Source organism: Rhizobacter sp. J219 (genome assembly GCF_024700055.1).
GTDB lineage: Bacteria > Pseudomonadota > Gammaproteobacteria > Burkholderiales > Burkholderiaceae_C > Rhizobacter.
The window spans coordinates 1-23,940 of the sequence record NZ_JAJOND010000002.1 but is presented as its reverse complement, the minus strand read 5'-3'; the positions used below and the strand labels follow the sequence as shown (position 1 = coordinate 23,940).

Annotated in this window: 24 protein-coding genes and 4 pseudogenes; 12 read left to right on the top strand and 16 right to left on the bottom strand. The window is 68.0% G+C overall.

What is annotated here, in order from left to right; all coding sequences use genetic code 11:
- The coding region (locus tag LRS03_RS26460) for a hypothetical protein (RefSeq protein WP_257829797.1) at positions 1-351 on the bottom strand (351 nt) is incomplete at its 3' end.
- Positions 352-383: 32 nt separating this feature from the next.
- Here LRS03_RS26460 and LRS03_RS26455 point away from each other — a divergent pair.
- Positions 384-662: a hypothetical protein gene (locus LRS03_RS26455; RefSeq protein ID WP_257829795.1), complete on the top strand. Its 279-nt coding sequence runs from the start codon at positions 384-386 to the stop codon at positions 660-662.
- A gap of 89 nt (positions 663-751) precedes the next feature.
- Here the strand turns inward: LRS03_RS26455 and LRS03_RS26450 are convergent, their stop codons facing one another.
- Positions 752-1,201: a hypothetical protein gene (locus LRS03_RS26450; RefSeq protein ID WP_257829793.1), complete on the bottom strand. Its 450-nt coding sequence runs from the start codon at positions 1,199-1,201 to the stop codon at positions 752-754.
- Complete coding sequence (locus tag LRS03_RS26445) at positions 1,158-2,222, bottom strand: LVIVD repeat-containing protein (RefSeq protein ID WP_257829791.1); 1,065 nt, start codon at positions 2,220-2,222, stop codon at positions 1,158-1,160. Before LRS03_RS26445 ends, LRS03_RS26450 begins: the two co-directional genes overlap by 44 nt.
- A gap of 255 nt (positions 2,223-2,477) precedes the next feature.
- Here LRS03_RS26445 and LRS03_RS26440 point away from each other — a divergent pair.
- Together LRS03_RS26440 and rdgC are read left to right on the top strand one after the other, a co-directional pair.
- Positions 2,478-3,041, top strand: a pseudogene (locus LRS03_RS26440) (recombination-associated protein RdgC); the annotation flags it as partial.
- 64 nt (positions 3,042-3,105) lie between these two features.
- A complete protein-coding gene (gene rdgC / locus LRS03_RS26435; protein ID WP_257829789.1) occupies positions 3,106-3,420 on the top strand; it encodes a recombination-associated protein RdgC in 315 nt (104 codons plus the stop codon).
- An 80-nt stretch (positions 3,421-3,500) separates the two neighbouring features.
- Here the strand turns inward: rdgC and LRS03_RS26430 are convergent, their stop codons facing one another.
- The 6 genes and pseudogenes from LRS03_RS26430 to LRS03_RS26405 form a co-directional block, all read right to left on the bottom strand.
- A complete protein-coding gene (locus tag LRS03_RS26430; protein ID WP_257829787.1) occupies positions 3,501-3,863 on the bottom strand; it encodes a hypothetical protein in 363 nt (120 codons plus the stop codon).
- 75 nt (positions 3,864-3,938) lie between these two features.
- On the bottom strand, positions 3,939-4,529 hold the full coding sequence (locus LRS03_RS26425) for a hypothetical protein (RefSeq protein WP_257829784.1): 591 nt from the start codon (positions 4,527-4,529) through the stop codon (positions 3,939-3,941).
- 918 nt (positions 4,530-5,447) lie between these two features.
- Positions 5,448-6,971 carry an MFS transporter gene (locus LRS03_RS26420; protein WP_257823285.1) on the bottom strand — a complete coding sequence of 508 codons (1,524 nt, stop codon included), beginning with the start codon at positions 6,969-6,971 and terminating at the stop codon, positions 5,448-5,450.
- Positions 6,972-7,016: 45 nt separating this feature from the next.
- Positions 7,017-8,680: pseudogene (ettA, locus tag LRS03_RS26415) on the bottom strand (energy-dependent translational throttle protein EttA).
- Between the two features lie 164 nt (positions 8,681-8,844).
- Entirely contained in the window at positions 8,845-9,534 is a 690-nt protein-coding gene (locus LRS03_RS26410) for a S8 family peptidase (RefSeq protein ID WP_257829324.1), read from the bottom strand.
- Positions 9,534-10,613 (bottom strand): hypothetical protein, encoded by a 1,080-nt coding sequence (locus LRS03_RS26405; RefSeq protein ID WP_257823283.1) that lies wholly within the window; start codon positions 10,611-10,613, stop codon positions 9,534-9,536. Before LRS03_RS26405 ends, LRS03_RS26410 begins: the two co-directional genes overlap by 1 nt.
- Positions 10,614-10,787: 174 nt before the next feature.
- On the opposite strand from LRS03_RS26405, the gene LRS03_RS26400 reads away from it, so the two are divergent.
- The 4 genes from LRS03_RS26400 (at position 10,788) to LRS03_RS26385 (ending at position 15,852) form a co-directional block, all read left to right on the top strand.
- Complete coding sequence (locus LRS03_RS26400) at positions 10,788-11,330, top strand: ECF-type sigma factor (RefSeq protein ID WP_257823282.1); 543 nt, start codon at positions 10,788-10,790, stop codon at positions 11,328-11,330.
- Positions 11,331-11,338: 8 nt separating this feature from the next.
- Entirely contained in the window at positions 11,339-14,128 is a 2,790-nt protein-coding gene (locus LRS03_RS26395) for a serine/threonine protein kinase (RefSeq protein WP_257829781.1), read from the top strand.
- 81 nt (positions 14,129-14,209) lie between these two features.
- The gene (locus LRS03_RS26390) at positions 14,210-14,428 is read left to right on the top strand and encodes a hypothetical protein (protein WP_257823280.1); all 219 of its coding nucleotides are present in this window, start codon (positions 14,210-14,212) and stop codon (positions 14,426-14,428) included.
- Between the two features lie 191 nt (positions 14,429-14,619).
- Complete coding sequence (locus LRS03_RS26385; RefSeq protein ID WP_257829779.1) at positions 14,620-15,852, top strand: DUF3089 domain-containing protein; 1,233 nt, start codon at positions 14,620-14,622, stop codon at positions 15,850-15,852.
- Between the two features lie 26 nt (positions 15,853-15,878).
- Here LRS03_RS26385 and LRS03_RS26380 read toward each other — a convergent pair whose 3' ends face one another.
- Both LRS03_RS26380 and LRS03_RS26375 read right to left on the bottom strand, forming a co-directional pair.
- Positions 15,879-16,760, bottom strand: a complete 882-nt coding sequence (locus LRS03_RS26380) for a glycoside hydrolase (RefSeq protein WP_257829777.1) — start codon at positions 16,758-16,760, stop codon at positions 15,879-15,881.
- Positions 16,727-17,917, bottom strand: coding sequence for a serine hydrolase domain-containing protein (locus tag LRS03_RS26375; RefSeq protein WP_257829775.1), 1,191 nt, complete (start codon positions 17,915-17,917; stop codon positions 16,727-16,729). The genes LRS03_RS26380 and LRS03_RS26375 overlap by 34 nt, the downstream gene beginning before the upstream one ends.
- A 164-nt stretch (positions 17,918-18,081) precedes the next feature.
- Between LRS03_RS26375 and LRS03_RS26370 the strand changes: the two genes are divergently transcribed.
- The 5 genes and pseudogenes from LRS03_RS26370 (at position 18,082) to LRS03_RS26350 (ending at position 21,653) form a co-directional block, all read left to right on the top strand.
- A complete protein-coding gene (locus LRS03_RS26370; protein ID WP_257823277.1) occupies positions 18,082-18,663 on the top strand; it encodes an MFS transporter in 582 nt (193 codons plus the stop codon).
- 171 nt (positions 18,664-18,834) lie between these two features.
- Positions 18,835-20,366 (top strand): annotated as a pseudogene (locus tag LRS03_RS26365) (DEAD/DEAH box helicase).
- A 41-nt stretch (positions 20,367-20,407) separates the two neighbouring features.
- On the top strand, positions 20,408-20,803 hold the full coding sequence (locus LRS03_RS26360) for a Rossmann-fold NAD(P)-binding domain-containing protein (protein ID WP_257829773.1): 396 nt from the start codon (positions 20,408-20,410) through the stop codon (positions 20,801-20,803).
- 328 nt (positions 20,804-21,131) lie between these two features.
- Positions 21,132-21,494: a hypothetical protein gene (locus LRS03_RS26355; protein ID WP_257829771.1), complete on the top strand. Its 363-nt coding sequence runs from the start codon at positions 21,132-21,134 to the stop codon at positions 21,492-21,494.
- A 21-nt stretch (positions 21,495-21,515) separates the two neighbouring features.
- On the top strand, positions 21,516-21,653 hold the full coding sequence (locus LRS03_RS26350; RefSeq protein ID WP_257829770.1) for a hypothetical protein: 138 nt from the start codon (positions 21,516-21,518) through the stop codon (positions 21,651-21,653).
- 79 nt (positions 21,654-21,732) lie between these two features.
- Here LRS03_RS26350 and LRS03_RS26345 read toward each other — a convergent pair whose 3' ends face one another.
- The 5 genes and pseudogenes from LRS03_RS26345 to LRS03_RS26985 all read right to left on the bottom strand — a co-directional run bounded on the left by LRS03_RS26345 (position 21,733) and on the right by LRS03_RS26985 (position 23,901).
- The gene (locus LRS03_RS26345; RefSeq protein WP_257829768.1) at positions 21,733-21,906 is read right to left on the bottom strand and encodes a hypothetical protein; all 174 of its coding nucleotides are present in this window, start codon (positions 21,904-21,906) and stop codon (positions 21,733-21,735) included.
- A 79-nt stretch (positions 21,907-21,985) separates the two neighbouring features.
- The gene (locus LRS03_RS26340; RefSeq protein WP_257829767.1) at positions 21,986-22,183 is read right to left on the bottom strand and encodes a hypothetical protein; all 198 of its coding nucleotides are present in this window, start codon (positions 22,181-22,183) and stop codon (positions 21,986-21,988) included.
- Between the two features lie 54 nt (positions 22,184-22,237).
- Complete coding sequence (locus tag LRS03_RS26335) at positions 22,238-22,729, bottom strand: CoA transferase (RefSeq protein ID WP_257829765.1); 492 nt, start codon at positions 22,727-22,729, stop codon at positions 22,238-22,240.
- A complete protein-coding gene (locus tag LRS03_RS26995) occupies positions 22,699-22,827 on the bottom strand; it encodes a hypothetical protein (protein ID WP_257829763.1) in 129 nt (42 codons plus the stop codon). The genes LRS03_RS26335 and LRS03_RS26995 overlap by 31 nt, the downstream gene beginning before the upstream one ends.
- Before the next feature lie 224 nt (positions 22,828-23,051).
- Positions 23,052-23,901: pseudogene (locus tag LRS03_RS26985) on the bottom strand (2OG-Fe(II) oxygenase).
- Positions 23,902-23,940: the final 39 nt, after the last annotated feature.

The following is a 23,940-nucleotide window of genomic DNA, read 5'->3' as shown; positions in this document are numbered from 1 at the left end:
TGGCGACGGACGTAGAAGCTTGGGCACTTCCGCCGCAGTCAGCGGGCTCGCCGGGGCTACGGGGTCGGTGGCGAGCGCGAAGGTGCGCGTGACGACGAAGGCGCTCGGGTTGATCTCGACCACTTCGCCGCGGTCGGCCGGCGAGAGATGTAGCGCGTGACGAGCAGCCGGTTGGAATCGCCCGAGATCGCCATGCCGCGTGGCGAACTGCCGGCCGCGGCCTTTGCCAGCGCGGCGCAGTTGGAGCACCCGCCCGCTGCCCTGCAGCGTGACGAAGGCGGCGGTGCCGAGCGGGTTGAAGACGACGCCAAAGGGGCGCGAGCCGAGGCCGAGGTCGAGCGTCTGCACCACGGCGCCAGCTCGTCGGGTCGAGGATGCTCACCGTGCCCGAGCCCGCGTTAGCCACCCAGATGCGGCCGTCGGGCGCCTGCGCGAGCGTCTGCGGGTTCAGGCCCACCGCCTGCTCGAAGAGCGGCGTGTTGGTGGCCGCGTTGATGGCGGTCACCGAATCGTTGTCGGAGTTCACCACCCACACGCGGTTGCGCGTCGAGTCGAAGGCGATGGTCGACGATGAACGGGGCGCGGTCGCGGTCGGCTGGGTGTGGATGGTCTGCGTGGCCGAGCAGGTGCTGGTGGCGCCACCACTGCCGCTGCCACGGTGAGCACCACCCCGTAGTGGCCCGGCGCGGCGTAGGGCGCGGGTTGCGTTCGGCGAGGTGGAAAAGCCGGTGCTGGTGCCGTCGCCGAAGTTTCACGAATACTGCAGGTTGCTGCCGCTGGCGCTCGCCGGGCTGAAGCCGACGGTGCTGCCGACGAGCGCCGGCGTGGCGCGCTGCGAGCGTACAGCCGAGCGTCGGCGCGGTGCCGGCGGTGGTGAAGCGCGAGCTGAGCCGGCCACGCCGATGCCCACGTCGTCTTTCATGCCACCCGCCACGACCACCACCTCGTAGGTGGTGGCCGGCAGCAGCGGCGCATCGGGCGAGAAATTGAGGATGCCCGACTGCCCGCTGTACTTGCCGGCGGCGCTGCGCCGCCCAGCGGCCGCACGATGAAGGTGCTGGTCGAGACGGTGCGCAGGTCGATCTGGTCGGTGAGCGTGATGCCGACGCGGCTCGTCACCGGCTGGTTGGTCGCGTTGTTCTTGGGCGAGACCATGTTCACCGCGGCCGAGCCGGTGATGGGCCCCGCCTCGGTGCGGCATGATCGCGCTGCCGTTGCCGTGGTCGTTGCCCACCAGCACGAGGTTGCCAAAGACGGTGCCAGTCTTCGTCGCGGTTGGCGATGTTCGAGGTGCCGGTGCCGACGATCGCCCCCATGGAGAGGTTGATCTTGGCGTACTTGTTCGAGAAGCCGGCGTAGGCGAAGCCGCGCTGCGTCGACACATAACCGCCGCGCCCGCCCGTGTCGGGCGACTGCAGGACCTGCGGGAAGACACGCGGGTCGCTGATGTCGTGCACATGCAGCCGGTTGTCGAGGCCGGCGGTGATGAGGCGCTCGCCGTTGACGATCGTCCCGTAGTGCGCGGCGCTCGCGGTGGTGGAGGCGATGACGCGCGGGTCGCGCGGGTTGCCGATGTCGAGCGAGACGATGCCCGAGCCTTCGTTGTGCGTGCCGATCAGCAGGTTGCCGACGGCAAACACCGGCCCGACGCGAAAGCCGCCCCAGGCGCTGGTGGGGACCTGCCGCACCAGCGTCGGGTTGCGCGGGTCGGTGGCATCGACCACGTAGATGCCGTTGCCCGAGCCGCCCACGTAGACATACGGCGCCTGCCAGAAGGCCCACCACGCGCCGAGCGCGTAGTCGGACTCGGCGATGCCGGGCAGCGTCATGTCGCGCAGCAGCGTGGGCGCACGTTCGTTGGTGATGTCCCAGAACTGGATGCCGCCGATCGACTGCATGACCACATAGCGGCCCGGGTAGCTGTTGCTGAAGCCGAAGCCGTGCGGTTCGCGCAGCGCGGTCACGTTGGTCTGCGACACCCGCACCGGCGCACGCGGGTTGCTCATGTCGTAGAACGCGAAGCCGCCGCCCGAGGCGCCTGAGTCGCGGCCGAAGGGCACGAAGAGGTAGCCGTTGACCATCTGCACCGTGCCGTGGCCGCGCGCGCTGCCCGACACGTCGCTGTTGAGGATGGTGATCGGCCTGAAGACCTCGTTGCTGCCGTAGCTGAGGTTGGGCAGGCCGGGCCCGTCGGCCTGCGCCGGCGCGGCGAGGCCCCACAAGGCCCGCACAAGGTGAAGCCGAGCACGGCCCTGGCCAGCCGGCCGGTGGCGATCCCGAACGCGTCATCGTTGTCTCCTCGTGGCGTCCGTTGGCGGCACCACTGTCGTTGGAACGCTTGTAGAACGTTTGTTCGACGTTTACTGTTTTCGGAATGTTTGTTTTATAGAAGCTGCCGACCAGGCTGTCAACGATTTGTCGTTCCAGCCCTTCCGAACCGAGGGAAAGCCAGGGCCGCCACCTAGAATCCGCGGCCCATGTTCAAGAACGCCCTCCTCTACCGCATCGGCTCCTGGGAGCCGCCCTCCTCCACCGAGATCGAGAAGCGCCTGCTCAATGGCCGCTTCATCGAATGTGGTGCCTCGCAACCCGAATCGGCCGGCTGGGTCGAGCCCCGCGGCGAAAAGCACAGTGCGCTGATGGAAGGCGTGGGTGGCCAGCTCATCCTCAAGCTCTGCGTCGAGCGCAAGGCGGTGCCCAGCCAGGTCATCAAGAGCCAGCTCGAAGCCGGTTTCGACAAGATCGAAGCCCACACCGGCCGCCGCCCCAAGGGCAAGAAGGCCAAGGAGCTGAAGGAAGACATCGTGCACGGCCTGCTGCCGCGCGCCTTCCCGAAACGCTCGACGACCACGGTGTGGATCGACCCGCGTGCGCAGCTGGTGGTCGTCGGAGCCGGCAGCACGAAGGCGGCCGACCGCGTGGTCTCGCTGCTCGTGGAACTGCTCGCGAACGACAAGAAATCGGGCATCACGCTCACGCTGCTGCAGACCGAGATGTCACCGGCCATCGCGATGTCGGACTGGCTCAAGACGCGCGAGGCGCCGGCCGGTTTCAGCATCGACCGCGAATGCGAGCTGAAGCAGCCCGACAGCGAAAAAGGCCACCGTGCGCTACGCACGCCACACCCTCGACATCGAAGAGGTCGGCGAGCACATCGCGCAGGGCAAGCTGCCCACGTCGCTTGCGATGACGTGGAACGGGCGTGTGTCCTTCGTGCTGACCGAGGCGCTGGCGCTGAAGAAGATCAAGCTGCTCGACGTGGCACTCGAAGGCGCCGGCGCGACAGGCCAAGGCGACGACAACGGCTTCGACACCGACGTGGCCATCACCACCGGCGAGCTGTCGCAGCTGATCCCGCAGCTGATCGACGCGCTCGGCGGCGGGCTCAAGCGCGACCAGCCGCTGCCGAAGGCCGCCTGATCAGCCGTTATGGATGAACTCGAGGACGCGCTGGCGCGTCCCCGGGTCGTCGTCGAACGCGCCGTGCTCCTGGGCGGTGCTCACCGGCCCCGGCGCCGCGTGCACCTGCGTGTTGGGCAGCGCCGCACCATACGCGTCGAAGAACTTCTGCATGCCAAGGATCGGCGTGCTGCGCCCCCCTCGAACGCTTCGCTCACCAGGTACAGCAGCGAACGCCGGTAGGCGCCGCAGCTGCCGTCGTCCTGTTCGGCACGGTCGGTGAGGTGGAACTGCTGGTAGCGCTTGACCGCGCCGGTCTGAAGGTGCGGGCGCACACGCTTGTCGAAGGTGTCGATGCGCACCGCCGGGGCCATGAAGCTCACCGACTCGAAATGCATGCCCTCCTGCACCAGCCGGTCGATCATGAAGCTCGAGACGATGCTGCCGGCCGAATGGCCCACCACGTGCAGGCGCAGCTTCTGTTGGCGGCGGCGTGCTTGAAGTGGCGGTACAGCAGCACGAGGCCGGCCTGCTCGTCGTCAGGCACGCCGTCGCGGTAGGCGCTCATCGCATCGGCGTTCTGCTTCATCTCGCCCCACAGGCGCGTGCCGGGTCGGGCCACCAGCTGCTCCAGGCGCTCGTTCCACCAGTCCTTGAGGCCGAAGCGCGCTGCGCGGCACCTCCTTGATCGCATCGGCAATCAGGTTGAGCAGCGTCGAGAAGAAGTCGGTCTCCCACATCAGGAAGACCGGGAAGATCTGGCGCTCGTAGAGCATGGGGATCCACTGCGCCGCGATTTCGGCCGCCTTGTTTTCACCGACGAGGCCGCCGTGGGCGTAGATGCAGACGTCGACCACGCCCTTGTCCAGGCCCCAGCGCCTGCGCGCCTCGGCCAGGTGCACGTCGACCAGCGCGCGCACGTCATCGGGCTGGGTGCGAAAGGTGCCGCTGTTGCTCAGCGCCCCGTTGTTGCCCATGTTTAGGATGAAGGGCGAGATCTCGCGGTTGCGCAGCACCTCGCTGGCGGCCAGCGACACCCGGCCCTGCTTGTCGGTGCGCAGCGTGATGCTGCGTGAGATCTCGGTGTGGTCGCGCGTGACCACGCCCAGCTGCGCCACCCAGCAGTCCATCGCGTTGCGCAGCCAATCGTCGTAGGTGAGCAGGCCATAGCCGTGCGAGCCCCACCGCCGGCCCCAGGAGTTCTGGATCAGGAAGCCGCGTTCGTTGTAGCCGACGATCGCAAACGCATGGCCGGGGGTGGTCGGCCTGCCCGCCCTTGACCGGGATCTCCCACACGGTCTTGAACGAGGTCGGGCGGCGTGCCATCAGCGGCTGCTTCAGGCCGTCGTCCCAGCCGGCGTGGCAACCGGCGCTCGCGTAGAGGATGCCCACCTCGTTGAGCGCGGCGTGCATGTCTGAAAGCGAGCGGGTGTCGATGCGGTAGTAGGCGCCGAGCGGGCGCTTGACCGCGTCGAACCACCAGTCGTCCTCGATCTTCTGGCTGGCCGGGGGGCATGGCCAGGTCGTCGAACAAGGCCTCGCGGCAGGCACCATGCTTGAACCAGCCCTTGAGCGCGCCGCGCAGGCTGGAGCCCTTGTCCTGCACCGAGCCTGGAAACTCGTCGTAGCGGCGCGCCATCGAGTACAGCATGAACGACGAGATGGCCGGCGTCTTCTCGCGGCCCGAGCTGCGCAGCAGGTGCTCGACCACGAGCGCAAGGCTGAAGCCGGTGCAGGCGTTGGTGTCGCCCTGGTTCTTGACCGGCAGGCCAGCCGGGGGAAGAGCGTCGCGGCCGGTGCGATACCGACCTGCGGCCGGAACGGCCGGTCACGCGCATCGGGCGGGTCGGGCCGGGCGACGCGCAGGAAGAGCTGCGTGGGCGGTGGCTTCGCTGTCGCCTTCTTCTGGGTTTTCTGCGGAGTCTTCTTCGTGGACCGCGTCGTGGCCATGGCGTCTCCTCGTGTACCCTGCGGGAGCCCGCATGGTCGAGCCGGCGGCCGGGAGGCGTCAAGCGCGCCATCCCCCCAGAACCATCAGTCCGGAACCGTCAGCCCTCGCGTCGCCGCAGGATGCGCGCCGCCATCGCGCTCGCGGCCAGCACGATCGCACCGCCGATGATGGCGTTGACCTGCATCACGCGGTCGAACGCCTCGGTGGCACCCGACAGCAGCGCCTGGCCCAGCGCCTCGGGCAGCGCCTGTGCGGCGGCCATCGCCGCCCCGAGCGTCGTCGCGGCGGTGGCTGCCGCATCCGCCGGCAGGCCGGGCGGCAGCAGATCGGCCAGCGCGGTGCGGTAGACCAACGTGCCAAGACTGCCGAAGAACGCGATGCCCATCGCGCCGCTGAACTCCGCCGCCGTCTCCGCCACGGCCGAGGCCGCGCCGGCCCGCTCGGGCGGCGCGGCGGTGATGATCATCTCGTTGCCGAGCGTGAAGACCGGTGCCATGCCGAGGCTCATCACCACGTTGCCGACGATCAGCCACGCAAGGCCGTGCTGCGCACCGGAAAAGAAGATGAACCCGAACCCTGCGGCCGCCGCCACCAGGCCCCACACGAGCACGGTCGCCGGCGCCACATGGCGCGCCAGGCGCGGGGTGAACATCGAACCCGCCACGAAGCCGAGCGCGCCCGGCACGGTGGCGATGCCCGCCTGCAGCGGCGACAGGCCCTGCACCAGTTGCAGGTACTGCGAGATGAAGATGAACACGCCGAACATCGCGAGCGCCGACAGGCCGTACGCCGTGATCGCCGCGCTGAAGGCGGCGCTGCGAAAGAGCGACATGTCCAGCAGCGGGTAGTCGAGCCGGTTCTGCCGGCGCACGAAGAACACGCCGCAGAGGACACCCACCGCCAGCCACGGCCAGGCGGCTTGGGCACCGGCAAAGCCGTGTTCGGCGATCTGCTTGAAGCCGTAGACGGTGGGCAGCACCGCGGCCAGGCACAGCGCCACGCTTGCAAGGTCGATGCGGCCGGCGTTCGGGTCCTTGTACTCGGGCAGCAGTTTCGGGCCGACGAGAAGCAGCAGCACCATCACCGGCACGGCCACGAGAAACACCGAGCCCCACCAGAAGAACTCGAGCAGCGCGCCACCCACCAGCGGCCCGATCGCCGCCCCGAGCGAAAAACTCGCGATCCACACACCGATGGCGAACTGGCGCTGGTGCTCGTCGTGGAACATGTTGCGGATGAGGGACATCGTCGACGGCGCGACCGTCGCACCCGCCAGGCCCAGCAGCGCCCGCATGGCGATCAGCATCTGCGGGCTGGTCGAGAAGGCCGCCACCAGCGAGGCCGCCGCAAAGGCCACCGCGCCGATCAGCAGCAGCTTGCGCCGCCCGATGCGGTCGCCGAGCGTGCCCATGGTGATCAGGAAGCCGGCGACGAGAAAGCCGTAGATGTCGATGATCCACAGCAGCTGCGACGCGGTCGGCCGCAGCTCTCGGCTGATGGCCGGCAGGGCCAGGTTGAGCACCGTCATGTCCATCGCGTACACGAAGCACGGCAGGGCTATGACAGCGAGGCCGGTCCACTCGCGTGGGCCGGCTCGGGCGGGGGTTTGGGTTTCGTTCATGCCTCTACGACGAACGAAACCCGCTCAGATCGACAAGGCGCCTGCTTATTTGAGCGCCTTGAAGCGCACCCGCTTGGGCCGCGCGCCTTCTTCGCCGAGGCGCTTCTTCTTGTCGGCCTCGTACTCCTGGTAGTTGCCGTCGAAGAAGACCCACTTCGAATCACCTTCGCAGGCGAGGATGTGGGTGGCGATGCGGTCGAGGAACCAGCGGTCGTGCGAGATGACCATCACCGAGCCGGCGAATTCGAGCAGCGCGTCTTCCAGCGCACGCAGGGTTTCGACGTCGAGGTCGTTCGACGGTTCGTCGAGCATCAGCACGTTGCCGCCCTGGGCCAGGGTCTTGGCCAGGTGCAGGCGGCCACGCTCACCGCCCGAGAGCGAGCCGACGAGCTTCTGCTGGTCGTTGCCCTTGAAGTTGAAGCGGCCGATATACGCACGCGAGGGCATCACGAACTTGCCGACGACGATGTTGTCGAGGCCGCCCGAGACGTCTTCCCACACGGTCTTGTCGGCGCTGAGCGATTCGCGGCTCTGGTCCACGAAGGCGAGCTTGGCCGTCGGGCCGATCTTCACCGTGCCGCTGTCGGGCTTCTCCTGCCCCGAGATCATGCGGAAGAGCGTCGATTTACCCGCGCCGTTGGGGCCGATGATGCCGACGATGGCGCCAGCCGGCACCTTGAAGCTCAGGTTGTCGATCAGCACGCGGTCGCCGAAGCTCTTGGTGACGTTCTCGAACTCGAGCACTTCATGGCCCAGGCGCTCGCCCACCGGGATGAAGATTTCGTTGGTCTCGTTGCGCTTCTGGTAGTCGACGTCGGAAAGTTCCTCGAAGCGGGCCAGACGCGCCTTGCTCTTGGCCTGGCGGCCCTTCGGGTTCTGGCGCACCCACTCCAGTTCCTTCTTCATCGCCTTCATGCGGGCGTCTTCGCTCTTTTGCTCCTGCTCCAGGCGTTGCTCCTTCTGGTCGAGCCAGGTGGAGTAGTTGCCCTTCCAGGGGATGCCCGATCCGCGGTCGAGTTCGAGAATCCACTCGGCGGCGTTGTCGAGGAAGTAGCGATCGTGGGTGATGGCCACCACGGTGCCGGGGAAGCGCTGCAGGAACTGCTCGAGCCAGTCGACGGATTCGGCGTCGAGGTGGTTGGTGGGTTCGTCGAGCAGCAGCATGTCGGGCTTGGAGAGCAGCAGGCGACACAGGGCCACGCGCCGCTTCTCACCGCCGGAGAGCTTGCCGATGCTCGCGTCCCAGGGCGGCAGGCGCAGCGCGTCGGCGGCCAGCTCGAGCTGCAGGTCGGTGTTTTCGCTGCCGGCGGCGGCGATGATGGCTTCGGCTCGGCCTGCTCGGCGGCCAGCTTGTCGAAGTCGGCGTTCTCGTCGGCGTATTCGGCGTAGACCTGCTCCAGGCGGGCCTTGGCGGCCAGCACGCCGCCGATGCCCTCTTCCACCGCCTCGCGCACGGTCTGGTCGGGGTTGAGCTGCGGTTCCTGCGGCAGGTAGCCGATCTTGATGCCGGGCATCGGGGTGGCTTCGCCCTCGATGTCCTTGTCGACGCCGGCCATGATCTTGAGCAGGGTCGACTTGCCCGAGCCGTTCAGGCCCAGCATGCCGATCTTGGCGCCGGGGAAGAAGCTGAGCGAGATGTTCTTGAGGATCTGACGCTTCGGCGGAACGATCTTGCCGACGCGGTTCATGGTGAAGACGTACTGGGCCATGGGGAAGCTACTCGCTGGTGGAACCGGAAACCGCGGATTATCCGGGACAACCGGCCCACGCCCCCTGAAAAGCCATCAGCGTTCCTCCAGCTGCAGCGCCGCCATCCCGGTGGCCATCACGCATGCAATCGACGACCCGCTGCCCGAGCCGCGCCCATTCGTGGTCAAAGGCCGGGGATCTGCCATCCCGGTGCGAGCAGATCGAGGTGTGGGTCGCGCCGCGCTTGAGGCAGCAGCCTGCCACGATCATCGGCTGGGCCGACCGCCATGACGCACGGGTGGCGCGCGGGAAAGAGCACGGTTCCAGAGCCGTTGCCAGACGCGGCAAAAAAGCGCACTCCCGCTTTGTGGCCACGCACGATGGCAGAGGCAACGATGGTGGAGTCGATTTCGGACCCCAACGGAAGAGCGACCAGGCGGACGCCCTCCACAACCAACCAATCGATCCCAGCCGCAATGCGCGCAGGAGTGGCCATGTCTGTGGGCCCGACCACGCGTGCGGCCAGCAGCCGAGAACGCGGCACAACCCCTTGCAGGTATTGGTGCCCTTGCCCCACTAACAGCGTTGCCATGTTCGTGCCATGGATGGCGGTGTCGGCGCAAACATCTTCACATCCGACAAAGTCGCGCGTCACGATGTCGGCCCCCACCAGATCAGGGGACCGCCGATCAATCGAGCCGTCGACCAGCCCGATCAAAGACGCACCGCCACCGCTGGAAAACCAGGCGTGATCAAACGTGGCAACGTTGGGTGTGTGCCGCGCCCCTGTCGATCTTTGTCGATCAACGGCGCGTGCGAACGCGCGGCAAAGACGCGCAGCATCCATGATTTTTCGCGATGCTGCGCGCACCATCAGCCCTCGTAAACCTGCCAATCGAAATAGATGGTGTATTTGCCGCCATGCGCTTTGACCCACTTGCTCTTTTCAGAGCTTGTGCGCGTTCCGCTCGCGAACACATGGTTCAAAGACTTGATATTCGCGTAGGCAGTGACCACCGGGAAAATATCGTCCTCCCAGATCTCCGTGAAGAACTCGACCAAGGATTGAAACGCCGCCACTGCAATGGCCCCAGCGATCTTTCCCAGCTCAGGGCCCAAGGCTGATACGCCAAACTGCTCGACCAGCTCGGAAACCTTGTCTTCGGTGTATTTGAAGAGATCGCTCAGATAGCTTGGCAGGCCACCGTTGTCTCGCTCAGCAAGCACCATGGAGACGTAGTAGGTCTTCGGCCACTTGTTTCCCTCGCGCAGATTGAACGATGCAAACTTCTTGGGCGGGTTGTAGGTCTTTGAGTCGCCGTCTTCGAAGCTATTGCCGACATTGAACGCTTCCAGCTTGTGGACGTCACCTGTTTCGTCGACCTTGACGCCACCCATGCTGATCTCGTCATCACCCGACTCCGAGCCAAAAAAGCCATCCGTTTCATCGTTGCATTTCACCTTGCGAATGCGCAGCCTGAGATTGTCGAAATCTGCCTGTGGGGTGAATCCACCGTCAGCGTCGGGCTGCTTGAAGCCTTCGATGAAAAGACTCGGGTCGGCCGCAAGGCGCTTCAGATGCGCTGCATCGAGGCGCATTCCAGCGGGAATCGGGATCGTGCGCGCCATTTCGTGGATGGACTTCGTACTGTGAAGGTCAATGCTGGCGAGTTCGCCGAACTTGCGCTTGCGTGAAGCGAGAGGCGAAGCCATGAACGCCTTTGCCTTCTGCACGGCCCGCTGTTGCTTGACGGCAGGCTGCGCACGGAATCGCGAAAGTACGATCGCTTCAATCGACGATTTGTCAGCTGGCGCAACCACCTTCGACGGGTCGCCCGCCTTCGCGATCACACGATAGGTCGCCAGCCGGGCCGTGTTCGCAACGCGCTTGGCCAGGTAATCCAGCTTCGGATCCGAAAGGCCTTCAAACACACCGACACCTGTTTCACTCATGACACTCACTCCTGTTGGTAAAGGACACCTAAAAAAGCGGAAGCTCCCTTAGGGAAAGCGGATACCCGACAAGGGCTCCTGCATGTACAGACGCAGCCCGGTGCGCAAACGGCTCTCACCGATTCGAGGGGGTGGAATGGGTGACCGCCCCACCTGCCTAGAATCGCCCGCACCATGAGCGAGATCACTCTGTTGCTGGAGCAAAGCCAGGCGGGCGACGCCACGGCGCGCGATCGCCTGTTCACGCTGCTCTACGCCGATCTCAAGCGCCTGGCGCGCAGCCACCTCGCCAAATCAGGCCCCATCACGCTCGACCCGTCGTCCATCGTCCACGAGGCCTGGCTGCGCTGCGGCGATGGGCCGGCCGGCGGGAGCCGGCGCCAGTTCTTTGCCTATGCGAGCACCGTGATGCGCAGCGTGATCGTCGACCACGTGCGCGAGCGCGCAGCGCAAAAGCGCGGCGGCGGCGTGGCCGACGTCACGCTCAGCACCGCCGCATTCGAAGAGCTGCCGAACCAGCCCGATGCGCTGTCGGTCGACGAAGCACTGCAGGCGCTGGAGCGGGTCGACGTGCGTGGCCACAAGCTGGTCGAGATGCGTTACTTCGCCGGCATGACGATGGAAGAGATCGCCGAGGTGATGGAGCTGTCGGTGCCCACGCTCAAACGCGACTGGCGTCGCGCACGCGCCTTCCTGTTCGACTACCTCAGCGCCTGAGGCTCGACATGACCGTCACCGCGCCGACCACCCAAGCCTGGCGCGAAGTGCTGGCCTTGTTCGACCGCTGGGCCGATGCCGACGAGGCGGTGCGCGATGCCGAGCTGCGCCGCATCGAGGCCGAACACCCGGCGCTCTACCCACGCCTCGTCGCGATGATCGAGGCCGACCGGGCCGCCGAGGCGCGGGATTTCCTCGCCGAGGCCGCGTCGCTGCCGGGCGACACGCCGGCCGCGTCACACACCGCGGGCACGCGCCTCGGCGCCTGGGAGCTGCGCGAGCCCATCGGTGCCGGCGGCATGGGCCAGGTGTGGCTGGCCACCCGCAGCGACGGGCTCTACAGCGGCCGGGCCGCGGTGAAGCTGCTGCACGCGACGCGACTCGACGCCCAGGCGCAGGCGCGCTTCGCCCGCGAAGGCGAGTTCCTCGCCAAGCTCACGCACCCGCACATCGCCCAACTGCTCGACGCCGGCCTCGCCCCCGACGGCACACGCTACCTGGTGCTCGAATACGTGCCCGGCGAACGCATCGACCACTGGTGCGACGCCCGCAAGCTCGGCATCGAGGCGCGGCTCAGGCTCTTCATGCAGGTGTGCGAGGCGGTCGCGTATGCGCACTCGCACCTGGTGGTGCACCGCGACCTGAAGCCGGCCAACATCCTCGTCACCGACGAAGGCCATGTGAAGCTGCTCGACTTCGGCGTGGCCAAGCTGCTGGCCGATGGCGCCGACGCAGAGCAGACCGGAGCCACCCGCGCCGCACCGGCCGGGCTGACGCCGGAGTACGCGGCGCCCGAGCAGATTGAAGGCCAGCCGATCACCACCGCCACCGATGTGTATGCGCTCGGCGTGGTGCTGTTCGGCTTGTTGAGCGGCGCCCGGCCATATACGAGCACCTCCCGCGGCGTCGCGGCCCTTGCCCGCGCCATCGTCGAGGAACCCCCACGCAGCCTCACCGCCGCACTGCGCGAATCGCCCGATGGGCCAGCCTCGCGCGGCGCGAGCCTCGCCTCGCTGCAGCAGGCACTGCGCGGCGATCTCGACACCATCGTCGCCAAGGCGCTGAAGAAGACACCCGCCGAGCGCTACGCAACGGTGCAGGAGCTGCGCGAAGACCTGCAGCGGCACCTGGAGCACCAGCCGGTGAGCGCTCAGCCAGACACCTTCGGCTACCGCGCCCGCAAGTTCGCGCAACGCAACCGGGCACAGGTGGCGGTGCTGGTCGCATTGATGGCAACGCTCGTGCTGGGCATCGCGGCCACCACCTGGCAATGGCAGATCGCCACGCACGAGGCACGGCGCACGCAAGCCGTCGTGAAAGTGCTGACGGACATCTTCACCGAGCTGTCGCCCGACGAGAGCGGCAAGGCGCAGGTGCCGGTGCTGGAGGTCCTGCGCAAAGGGTGGCAGCGGGTCGAGGCCGGCTTCGGCGCCGATCCCGCGTTGCGGGCAGAGGTGGCCCGCCCTCTCGGCCTGATGCTGCAGTCCTCGGGCGACATGGCCAACGCGATTGCCGCGCTGACCCTCAGTCGCTCGCACATGCGCTCGGCGGGCCAGACGCACACGGCCGACTACCTCAAGGTGCTTCAGGCCCTCGCCTACGCCCAATCGCGCATGGGCCGTCTGGCGGAAGCCAAACCACTGCTGGAAGAGATCATCGTCACCGCCCGGGCGATGAAAGAACCGGCCGGCACCGACCCCCTCTACGCACGCATTCAACTTGGAGAGATCGCCCGCCGGGAGGGTCGCCTCGACGACGCCCGCCGCCAGCTCGCCGAAGCCGTGGAGTCGACGCGCCGGGAACTCGGCGACAACCACACCCTGCACCGGCTTGCCCTGATGGAGAGCGCCGATGTAGCGCGAGAGCTCGGCCAATGGCAAGACACCAAACGTCTGCTGGCCCTGGCCAACGCGTCGGCACAACAGGCGTCGAAGACCGAATCGCTCTTGATCAGGTTCGAAGTCGCCAAGCTGAACGTCGAGCTGGGCCAGTATCGCGAAGCATCTGCCCAGTTGCGAGGCCTGACGCGCGACATGGGCGAGCACTACGGGCCCGGCGACACCTACACGATCTACAGCGGCACCTGGCTGTCGATGGCGCTCTATCACAGCGGCGAATTCGCCGAGAGCGACGCCGTGAGCACCACCGCCTACGCGGCCGCCCAGCGCTCGGCCGAGCCCCACGTGTACCAGGCGGTGCGCAACCTGATCGCACGGCAGCTGCCAGCCGCGGGCGCCACCTCGAAGCCGAACCACTGCTGCGAGACAACCTGCGCGACTACGAAAGCGCGGCCACCGCCGACCCGGCCGCGGCAGCGCGCACCAAGGCGCTTCTCGCGGAGTGCCTCATGCGCGCAGGCCAGCCGCAGGCAGCAGCGCAAGCCCTCGGCGACATCCTCAGGTCTCAGCAGCAGGCGCTCGGCCACCGGCATCTCGATCTGCTGCCCACCTTGGTGCTGCAGGCACTGGCACTGGACGCCAGCTCGGGGATCGTCTCGGCACGACCTCGCTACGAGGACGCCCGCGCGCTGGCGCTGCAGGCCTTGCCCGACGAACACCCCGACAGGCTGCGCGTCGCCCTCCTGCACGACCAGGCGCGCTGGCGCGCCACAGGGCAGTTGGCCGACAGGCAGGCGATGGAGGCGTCGATCAAGGCCTACGCACGTGCCTTGGCATCAAGACCCGATGCCGCCAGTTTTTCCGTTCTCTCAGACAAGCTGCTCGAAACGGGGCCGGCAGCCAAAGCCTCCCTCAAGCCCCTCCTGGCCCTCCTGGCCTATTGAAAAGGAAGACCGATGACTTCGACATTCGCCTCTCAACTCCCCCGTGTGGCCTTGGCCGCAGCCTTGTTCGCGTGCTGGGTGCCCGTCCGCCGCCGACGTGAAAGCCGCGCCCGCCGCCGCCAGCCAGCCCAAGGCCAAAAAGTCTCCCACCAAGAAAGCGACCGCCAAGCCCGCGGCGGGTGCCGACGCCAACACGACCAGCAACAACCCGGTCGGCAAGGCCGACGACGGCAGCAACCTCCTGGGCGGAAAGAAACCCAGCGGCCCGCGCAAACCCGAGTTGCAGCAGGCAGGCGCCACGGCCACGAGCAAGTGACCGACTGGTAAACCGCACAAGGGCCGCTTCGAGCGGCCCTTTTTCTTTCAGGCCGTCGCCACGGCGCTCTGCCCACTAGAACGGGGCCTGCGAGCAGCGGGATCACCCCCAGTGCCATCGGCGCAGTCCGTCTGAATAATAGAAGGTTCGTCTACTAACAAATCATCTGCGTCTCGTCGCGGCCCAAGACCATGAATTTCCTGCACCTTCCCATCGCCGTTCGCTCCGCACTGGCCGGCAGCGCGGCTCTGCTGCTCGCTGCCTGCGCTTCCAGCCCGGCCCCGGCCCCCACCCCGGCCTCGGCCGCACCAGCGCCCCAGCCGGTGGCAGCACCGGTCTCGACCGGCAGCGTCGACTACAGCAGGCCCGACACGTGGCTGTGCCGCCCCGGCCGCAACGATGTCTGCGCGCTGCCGATGAGCGTGACCACCATCACCGCCGACGGCAAGCGCAGCGTGAGCCCGCCCATCGTGGCCAACGCCAACGCGCCGATCGACTGCTTCTACGTCTACCCGACGGTGTCGAACGATCCCGGCGGCAACAGCGACATGAACGCCGGCCCCGAGGAGATCGGCGTCACCTTCGCCCAGTTCTCGCCGCTGCGCACGCAGTGCCGCCTGTTCGCACCGCTCTACCGCCAGATCACGCTGGCCGCGCTACGCAGCCGCTTCACGCCCACGCCGATGGCGATGGATGCAGCGATGGCCTATGGCGACGTGGTGGCCGCCTGGAAGCACTACCTCGCCCACGACAACAAGGGCCGCGGCGTGGTGCTGATCGGCCATTCGCAGGGCTCGCGCATGATCACCGAGCTGGTGGCCAAGGAGATCGAAGGCAAGCCGGTGCACCAGCAGCTGATCTCGGTGATGCCCATCGGCGCCAACCTCAACGTGCCCAAGGGGCAGGACGTGGGCTCCGCCTTCAAGTCGACGCCGCTGTGCCGCAGCGCCAGCCAGACGGGCTGCGCGGTCTCGTATGTCTCGTTCCGCGCCAACACGCCGCCGCCACAAGGCTCGCTCTTCGGCCGTGCCACGGGCAACGACAGCGTGGCCTGCAACAACCCCGCGGCACTCGCCGGCGGTGCCGCACAACCGAAGGCCTGGTTCTCCAAGCGCGCCGACGTGAGCGTGGCCACCGGCACCGGCACGCCCAGGTGGCAGGCGCTGGTGGCCTCGGTCGACACGCCCTTCTTCGCGCTGCCCGGCCTCGTCACCACGCAGTGCAAGAGCGATGCGAACGGCAGCTACCTCGCGATGACCGTCAACCCCGACGCCCGCACCGACGACATCGGCGGCGACGTGGTGGTGGGCGGCAAGGTGGTCGACACCTGGGGCCTGCACCTGATCGACGTGAGCCTGGCCATCGGCGACATCGTCGACCTGGTGGGCACGCAGGGCAAGGCCTACCTGGCCAAGACGAAGTAGGCCCACCTGGGCCGGCGCCGTATCGCTCAGATGAAGAACTGCGAGACCTTCTGCGACCAGGCGTTGAAGCTGTCACCACCGTTCGCGGAGTGCGTACCGTAGACGGCGAAGTCGCCGCCGAAGGCGTAGAGGTCGAGCTTGTTGCCCGCCGCGTCGCAGGCAAGCGACGGGGCCGAGGTGAAGGTTCCGTCCCGCACCGCGTCCCAGTGCGCGAGCCAGTGGCTGCCGCCGTCGTCGCTGCGGTTGCGCCACAGGCAGCGGTCGGTGCCTCGGCCCACCACATGCACCCGCTGGCCATCGCCCCCCGTGGCCAGCGCCGGGCCTGAAGTGAAGAGGCCCTTGCCCACCGACTGCCAGTGGGGCAGGAAGCTGCTGCCGCTGTTGATCGACAGGTTGTGCCACATGCGCCAGTCGGTGCCGCGTGCCGCCACGTGCACGGTGGAGCCGGAGGCCGAGGTGGCGATGGCCGGGGCCGAGGTGAACACCCCTTGGCCGATGGGCGTCCAGTCGGTCCAGCTGGTGCCGCCATCCTGCGAGCGGGTGCGCCACATGTGGCCGTCGGTGCCGATGCCCACGGCGTGCACGATGTGGCCGTTGTCGCTGCAGGCGATGGCCGCGCCGGTGACGAAGACGCCGGCCCGGATCGACTGCCAGCCTGTCCAGGTGGTGCCGCCGTTGGTTGACTTGGTGAACCAAGCCTTGTTGTCGAGCCCGCGGCCGATGAGGTAGAGCGTCTGCCCGTTGCTCGATGCCGCGGCGCCCAGGCCCGAGTTGACCAGCGCCCCGCCGAAATCGCCCGCAGCCTGCCAGCTCACGCCGCCGTTGGTGGAGCGGTAGCGCAGGATGCGGCCGTCATGCCGCCGTGCGAAGAGCATCAACGTCGCGCCGGCCTGAGTGATGGCCGGCATCGGGTGGGCGCATTCGATGAGCCGGGGCTGCCGGCGCCGAAGAGCGCGGCCCAGTGGGTGTCCATCGCGTACATCGTTTCGTGCATCTCGTTCACCGCGGGCGTGCCGAGCGTGCCTTCGATGTTCGACATCGCCGCAACGCCCAGCTTCTGGGGCAGGTGCAGCTTCAAGTGCGAATAACTCACATGGTTGTGGCCGTTGTGGTCGATCACGGCCTCGGCCGAGCCGGGGTTCGACGAGGCAAAGGCACCGGGCACGTGGTGCGAGTGCGGCGTCACCTGGTGCGTCTGCATCGTGCTGCGTGTGTGCGCGGTGAAGACCTGCGGGTCGTTGCGCAGGTGCTCCAGCATGAACTTGGCCATGTCGGCCGCCGAGCTGCAGACCGCACCCACCGGCGTGCGGCAACCCCAGCTGTAGCCGGGCAGGTGCGTGGCACCGTCGGGGCTGGCCGCGCCCGTCTCTTCGTTGAAGGTGTGCTGCCATGGGCCGTCGAGCGCGCCGGGCGACATCACCCCGAAGCCCGAGTTGGTCATGCCGAGCGGCGTGAAGAGGTGTTGCTTCACCAGGTCCTCGTAGGTCTGGCCGGTCTTCTTCTCGGCCATGCTCGCGGCGATGATCGCGCCACCGCCGTACTCGAAGCCGCTGCCAGGGGGCCAGAAGCTCGGCGCATCAAGCACCGCGGCCAGCGAGTACCTGCGGCGGCGATCCTTGAGGTGTTCCTTGTGCATCTGCAGGACGGTGTACGCCTTCCAGTCCTCGCCTTCGTCGTGCTTCGGCTGGTAGGGCATGCCCGAGGTGTGGACCATCAGTTGCTCGACCGTCACGTTCTTGTAGCCATCCCGCGCGTTCGGCAGCACCCACAGCTCGGGCAGCACGTCGCCCAGGCGGCTCGACCACTGCAGGCCGCCCACGCCGTCCTGGATGAGCTTGGCCATCAAGTTGCCGGTGATCACCTTGCTGATGGAGCCGAGGTTGAACTTGTCGGTGGGCTGGACGGCGTTGCCCGCGCCTGAGGCGCCGAGTTTGCGCACGCCCTGCTGGGCGCTGACCATCGTGGCGCCGTTGCGCACCATGGCCGCAGCCAGGGCGGGCACCCCGCATTCGGCGATGGTCTCGCGCAGTTTCTGTTCGAGGAATTGCTTGGCTTTGGCGCTCATGTCGTGTCTCTCCTGGGTGATGCGGCGGTGAATTCCGCCTCAACCACGGGGCGGCTTGCCTGGAAAGACGCGAACGGCGGCACGGAAGGATCACGCACCCCACGTTCCCGGGGGCTGCCGCGGGCGGTGCGCGGCCTGGCGGAGGTTTGGCAGCAGCGCCGAGCGTGCTGAAGAACGCCGCCGCGTGGTGGATCCTGTCGCTCACCGCGCTCTACTTCATGGCGATCTTCATCGTGTGGTCGTACATCGCGCCGGTGCTGCAGGCGCTCTTCCCGATGTCGGGTGAGCGCCTGTCGGCCACGCTCATGCTCTTCGGCGTGGCCGGCGTCGTGGGCACGCTGCTCGGCGGCTGGGCCAACGACCGCATCGGTCCGCGCAAGACGCTCTTGGCGCAGTTGGTGCTGATGACCGGCACGATGACGCTGGTGCCGTACACGCAAGGCCACTACGCCTCGATGCTCGCCACCTTCATGCTGTGGACCGTCGCCCGTTTCGGGATGATGGCGCCTCAGCAGACGCGCCCGGCCGTGCTCTCGCCTTCGCAGGCGCCACTGCTCTTCTCGCTCAACAGCTCGATGGTCTACGTGAGCACCGCGCTCGGCGCCGCGCTGGGCGGTGCGATGTCGACGGTGTTGGGCATGCAACACCTCGCGTGGCTGAGCGTGCCGCTCGGCCTTCTGGGCATGGCCACCGTGTGGATCAGGGCACGGCCCTCGTCGCCACAAGGCCACATGACACCGGCCTGAAACACATGCGCGGCTAGAATGCCGGCACCGTCGCAGTCCCAGTCACTGCGCCGCTGTCAGTTCTGACATGAGCGACAGGGCCATTCGTAGCGATGCCCCGCTCCCTCTCCCCTCTGCCTGCGACTGGCGCTCGCTTCCTGAGCGACAGGCCGATCGTTCTTCTGGAACCCCATGTCTTTTGATTCCCTCGGCCTCGCCGAGCTGCTGCGTGCCGTGCACGAACAGGGCTACACCACCCCCACCCCCATCCAGGCACAAGCCATTCCCGTCGTGCTGCAAGGCGGCGACCTCCTCGGCGGCGCACAGACTGGCACCGGCAAGACCGCCGGCTTCACGCTGCCGCTCCTGCACCGCCTGATGCAGAAGCCCGCGGTGCGCGATGCACGCGGCCGCCTGCCCATCCGCGCGCTGATCCTCACCCCCACCCGCGAACTCGCGGCGCAGGTCGAGGAAAGCGTGCGCAACTACGGCAAGCACACCAAGCTGACCTCGATGGTGATGTTCGGCGGCGTGGGCATGCAGCCGCAGATCGACAAGCTGAAGAAGGGTGTCGACATCCTCGTCGCCACCCCCGGCCGCCTGCTCGACCATGCGCAGCAGCGCACGCTCGACTTGAGCCACATCGAGATCTTCGTGCTCGACGAAGCCGACCGCATGCTCGACATGGGCTTCATCCACGACATCAAGAAGGTGCTGGCCCTCCTGCCGCAACAGAAGCAGAGCCTGCTCTTCTCGGCCACCTTCAGCGACGAGATCAAGGCCCTGGCCGACCGCCTGCTCAACAAGCCGGCACTGGTGGAAGTGGCCCGCCGCAACCAGACCAACGACGCCATCGCGCAGAAGGTGCACCCGGTCGGCCGCGAGATGAAGAAAGAGCTGCTCGCGCACCTGATCAAAGAGAACGACTGGCACCAGGTGCTGGTCTTCACGCGCATGAAGCACGGTGCGAACCGCCTCGTCGAATACCTGCTGAAGCAGGACATCAGCGCGATGGCCATCCACGGCAACAAGAGCCAGAGCGCGCGCACCAAGGCACTCGCCGACTTCAAGAGCGGCGACCTGCAGGTGCTGGTGGCAACCGACATCGCCGCACGCGGCATCGACATCGACCAGTTGCCCCACGTCGTGAACTTCGAGCTGCCCAACGTGCCTGAGGACTACGTGCACCGCATCGGCCGCACCGGCCGCGCGGGCGCGCAGGGCGAGGCGGTGTCGCTGGTGTCGTGGATGAAAACATCTTCCTGCGCGACATCGAGAAACTCATCAAGCGCGAGATCCCGAAGGAGATCGTGCCCGGCTTCGAGCCGCCTTCGCACGAGAAGCCCGAGCCCATCGTGCTCGGCCGCATGACGATCGGCGAAGGCGTCAAGCGGGGAGGGCATCGCCATGCTGGCGGGGGCGGCAGCTCGCGCGGGGGCTACGGCGGCGGCGGTGGCCGGCCCGCCCAGGGTCGCTCGGAACAGAAACCGGCGCCGCGTGGCCCTTCGCAGGGGCAGGCCCCGGCGCGCACGAGCGGCCCGTCCAGCCACCCGCCGCGGCACGCGCCGTCGGGCGGCGGCCGTGCGCCGGCCGCCAAGCCGCAAGGGCCCCGGCCGGAGCGCCGATGCAGGCGCCGCGAAGCGCACGCCCCAGCCGCGCCTGACGCAACCCAAGCGCTGAGCGCCATGGCCTCCTCGCCCGGCGAACCTCCCGCAGCGCACTGATCGCAGGCGCCACCGGGCTCGTCGGGCGGGAACTGCTGCCGATGCTGCTGGCCTCGCCGCAGTACGTGCAGGTCCATGCGCTGCTGCGTCGCGCGCTGCCCGGCGGACGTCGGCGGGCAAGTTGCACACCCGGGTGGTCGACTTCGCCCGGCTCCGGCCCTGCCGCCGGTCGACGCGTGTTCATCACACTCGGCACCACGATCAAGGTGGCCGGCTCGCAGGCCGCGTTTCGTGCAGTCGACTTCGCGCGGTGGTCAGACACCGCCCGGGCCGCCCGTGAGGCCGGCGCAACGCGCCTGGGCGTTATCTCCGCGCTCGGTGCAAACGCGCGCTCGAGCGTGTTCTACAACCGCGTCAAAGGCGAAATGCAGGACGCGGTGGCGGCCCCTCGGTTTCGAGAGCGTCGTCATCGTGCAGCCCTCGCTGCTGGTCGGTGACCGCGAGAAGCTCGGCCAGCCCGCCCGCCCAGGCGAGGTTTGGGGTGCCCGGCTCCTCGGCTGGCTGCCGCGCGGCGCTGGGGCGGATCCCGGCGCCTCAGGTCGCCCGCGCGCTGCGCGGCGAGGTCGCCCGGGGCGAAGCCGGCGGGCGGGTATTGCGGTCCGGGCGAAAGCTTTATTGAGTTGAGCCGACACCCGCCGGCGCCTGGCCCAGTTGTCACAAAGGTTTCCCGGCGGATCGGCCCCCTGCCGCTTGCAGGTTGTCGCCCACCTCCGGCGCATGCGCTAAAAACGGAGCCTTTCTGCAGTAACCGTGAGGGAAAGTCACATGCGCACCCCTTGGCAGTCCACCTGGCAGGGCCCGGATCTCGTCGTCTTCCGCGACGACACCGAAGTCGACCGCTTCCCCGCCGCACAGGTCGAGCGTGTGGTGTTCGTCTACCGCGGCCAACGGCGACACGCCGGGCGACCTGATCTACGCCGTGGTCGAGCTGCCCGACGAATACGTGCTGCTGCCCGCCGAGACCGGCTTTGCGGCCGGGTGAACTTCGAGCGCCTGAACTTCTGGGCCGAGAAGCAGTGCATCTACTGGGTGCCCGAGGGCAAGGCATCGCTGCCCGCCCGCCTGCGCCCGCAGTGTCTGGCTGTTGCGCCCGGGCGCGCCGTCGTACACCCGCGTGCCGCGCAGTGAGCTGCAAGGCCGCATCGAGCAGTGGCCGCTCGAAGGGCCGCAGACCTGGGAGCAGCGCAGTGGTTGCGCATCGCCAACAGCCGGCCGTTTGCCGGCCTCAACCCGCTGACACAACCCGGCGAGCTGACCGAGCACCCGCCGACACGGCGCCGGGCCTGACGCGGCGGCAGGCGGGCAAACCCACCCTGGCAACAAAAAACCCGGCCTTGGCCGGGTTTCCTGTTTGAGCACGAGACGCTCAGCTGGCCGAAGCCGCCTTCTTGGCAGCCTTGGCCTTCTTGGCCTTGGCCTTCTTCTCGGCCTTGGCGGCAGCCGGCTTGGCTTCCTTCGCAGGCGCGAAGCCGAAGCGGCTTCGGGCGAAAGCGCCCATCGAGAAAGTGGCGGCGACCAGGGCGGCGATGATCTTGTTCACGGGGTAGTCCTTTGCAAAAGGGGTGGAGAGCGGCTTGCTCCCGGGGCAAAACGCCGCCTTGCAAGCCCTCGTTGACGGCTCAGGAAAATAAATGCGCGAAGCGGGCGTTCAGCGGATGGGCGAGCGCTCGTCCAGGCGCAGCACCGGCGTCACGCAGCAGTCCACAGTCTCGAAGAGCGCCACCCAGTGCGCGCAGCGGCTGGCTCCTGAAGCGCTGCACCAGCCGGGCCCTCAGCGCGATGGCCTCGGGCCCGCCCACCGCCTGCCCGAGCGACAAGCTGCTGCGCCCAGCCGGGCTCGCCGAGCGTCTGGCACCGGCGCGGCCCGCCGATCAGCACCGCGCCCACCGCGAGGTGGCGCGCGTCGGCCCGTGGCATGGACGCCGTAGCACGGCGCACCACCCGAGAGCAAGTCGCGCCCCTGCGGGGGCGCACGGCCGGTGCGCGCGACGGGCGAGGCCGGCGGGCACGTGGTGGCGCAGCACCTCGTGCGTCATCGTGACGTCTACGAAGCGGCCCTGCCCCCTGCGCTGCACGCCCAGCAGCGCCGCGAGGATGCCCTGCACCGCGGCCTGCGTGCCACCCATCAGGTCGCCGATCTGGAAGTTGGGCGTGATGACCTCGCCCTCGTGCGTGGCAGGTTGCTCCAGCACGCCGGCCATCGCGACCGAAATCAGGTCGTGCCCCGCGCGGTGCGCCCAGGCGCTGTGCTGGCCATAGCCACTGATGGCACACATCACGAGGCGCGGATAGCGCGCGTGCAGCTCGGTCCAGCCGACGCCCAGGCGGTCCATCACGCCGGGCCGGAAGCCTTCGACCAGCACGTCGGCGTCCTGCGCAGCGTGTGCAGGCCGGCCACACCCTCGGGTGTGCGCAGGTCGAGGCGGTGCAGCGTCTTGCCGGCGTTGAGGTGGCGGAACATCAGACCGGGCTCGCCGCGCGAGCGCTCGGCCTCGGTGCACCCCAGGGTGGCGGGGGCCCCGTCGTCCTGAAGCCTTGCTCGGCCGGGCCTTCGACCTTGTGCACCTCGGCGCCCAGTTCGCGCAGGTGCTGCGTGGCCAGGGGGCCGGGCAGCAGGGCGCGTCAGGTCGACGACTACGGATGCCGGCCAGCGGCAGCGCACCTCCCCGGCCGCCGCCGGGTCACTCAAAAGCGCCCTTCCCGCATCCACTTGGTCGCGACCGACTTCTCGCCGGCCAACACCGGCGCGCGCCGTCAGCGTGCGCGTCATCGGGTGCGGGCGGTCGTAGCTGAAGAAGACCGCGTTGCCCTTGATCGGCGCGACCTCGACGTGCACGTCGGGGAAGGTGGAGGCACCTCCGCCCTCGGGCGTGTTGAGGTAGGTCACGACGGTGCCCGCACGCTGGCCGCCGCGCTTGAGGATGGTGGGCGTGCCGGGCTGTGCGGGGTCGAAGTAGTCGTAGTGCGGCTTGTATTCGGCGCCCGGGCGGTAGCGCAGGATCTGCAGGCCTTCGCCGTTCGTCGACCGGCCAGTTGAGCAGCTTGGCGATGCGCGTTCGATGCGCGCGCACAGGCCATGCTCGCCGCGGCCGAAATACATGCCGTCGCTCGTGCAGCGCAGTGGCTTGACCTCACTGCCGCCGGTGGTGGTGACGACCGTCTCCGGAGCGTGCGAGCCGGGGCTTGGCGAGCCCGATGAGCTGGTCGCACTCTTCATGAGAGCAGGTTGCCGAAGACGATGACCCGCGGGTTGCGCATGGCCATGAGGATCTGCACCTCGTGGCCGTCGACGACGATCGAGGGCGGCGAGCCGAGCAGGTCGGGCTCGGGCACCGGCACGGGTGCGGGCAGGTTGTTGGCCTTGGCGTGTTCCTGAGGAAACCGGACAAGGTGTCTTCCAGCGCGGCCAGCGCCGACGTCTTCGCCAACCGCTGGCCATCATCGATTTGAGGACGTCATCGGGCGGGCGGCCCGCATTGGCCTGGTCTATGATCCACTGGCGCAGCTCGGGGTCACGGCTTGTGCACTCATGCACGGATTCTGCCGGATGACGCCGCCATACCGCTGCAAAGAC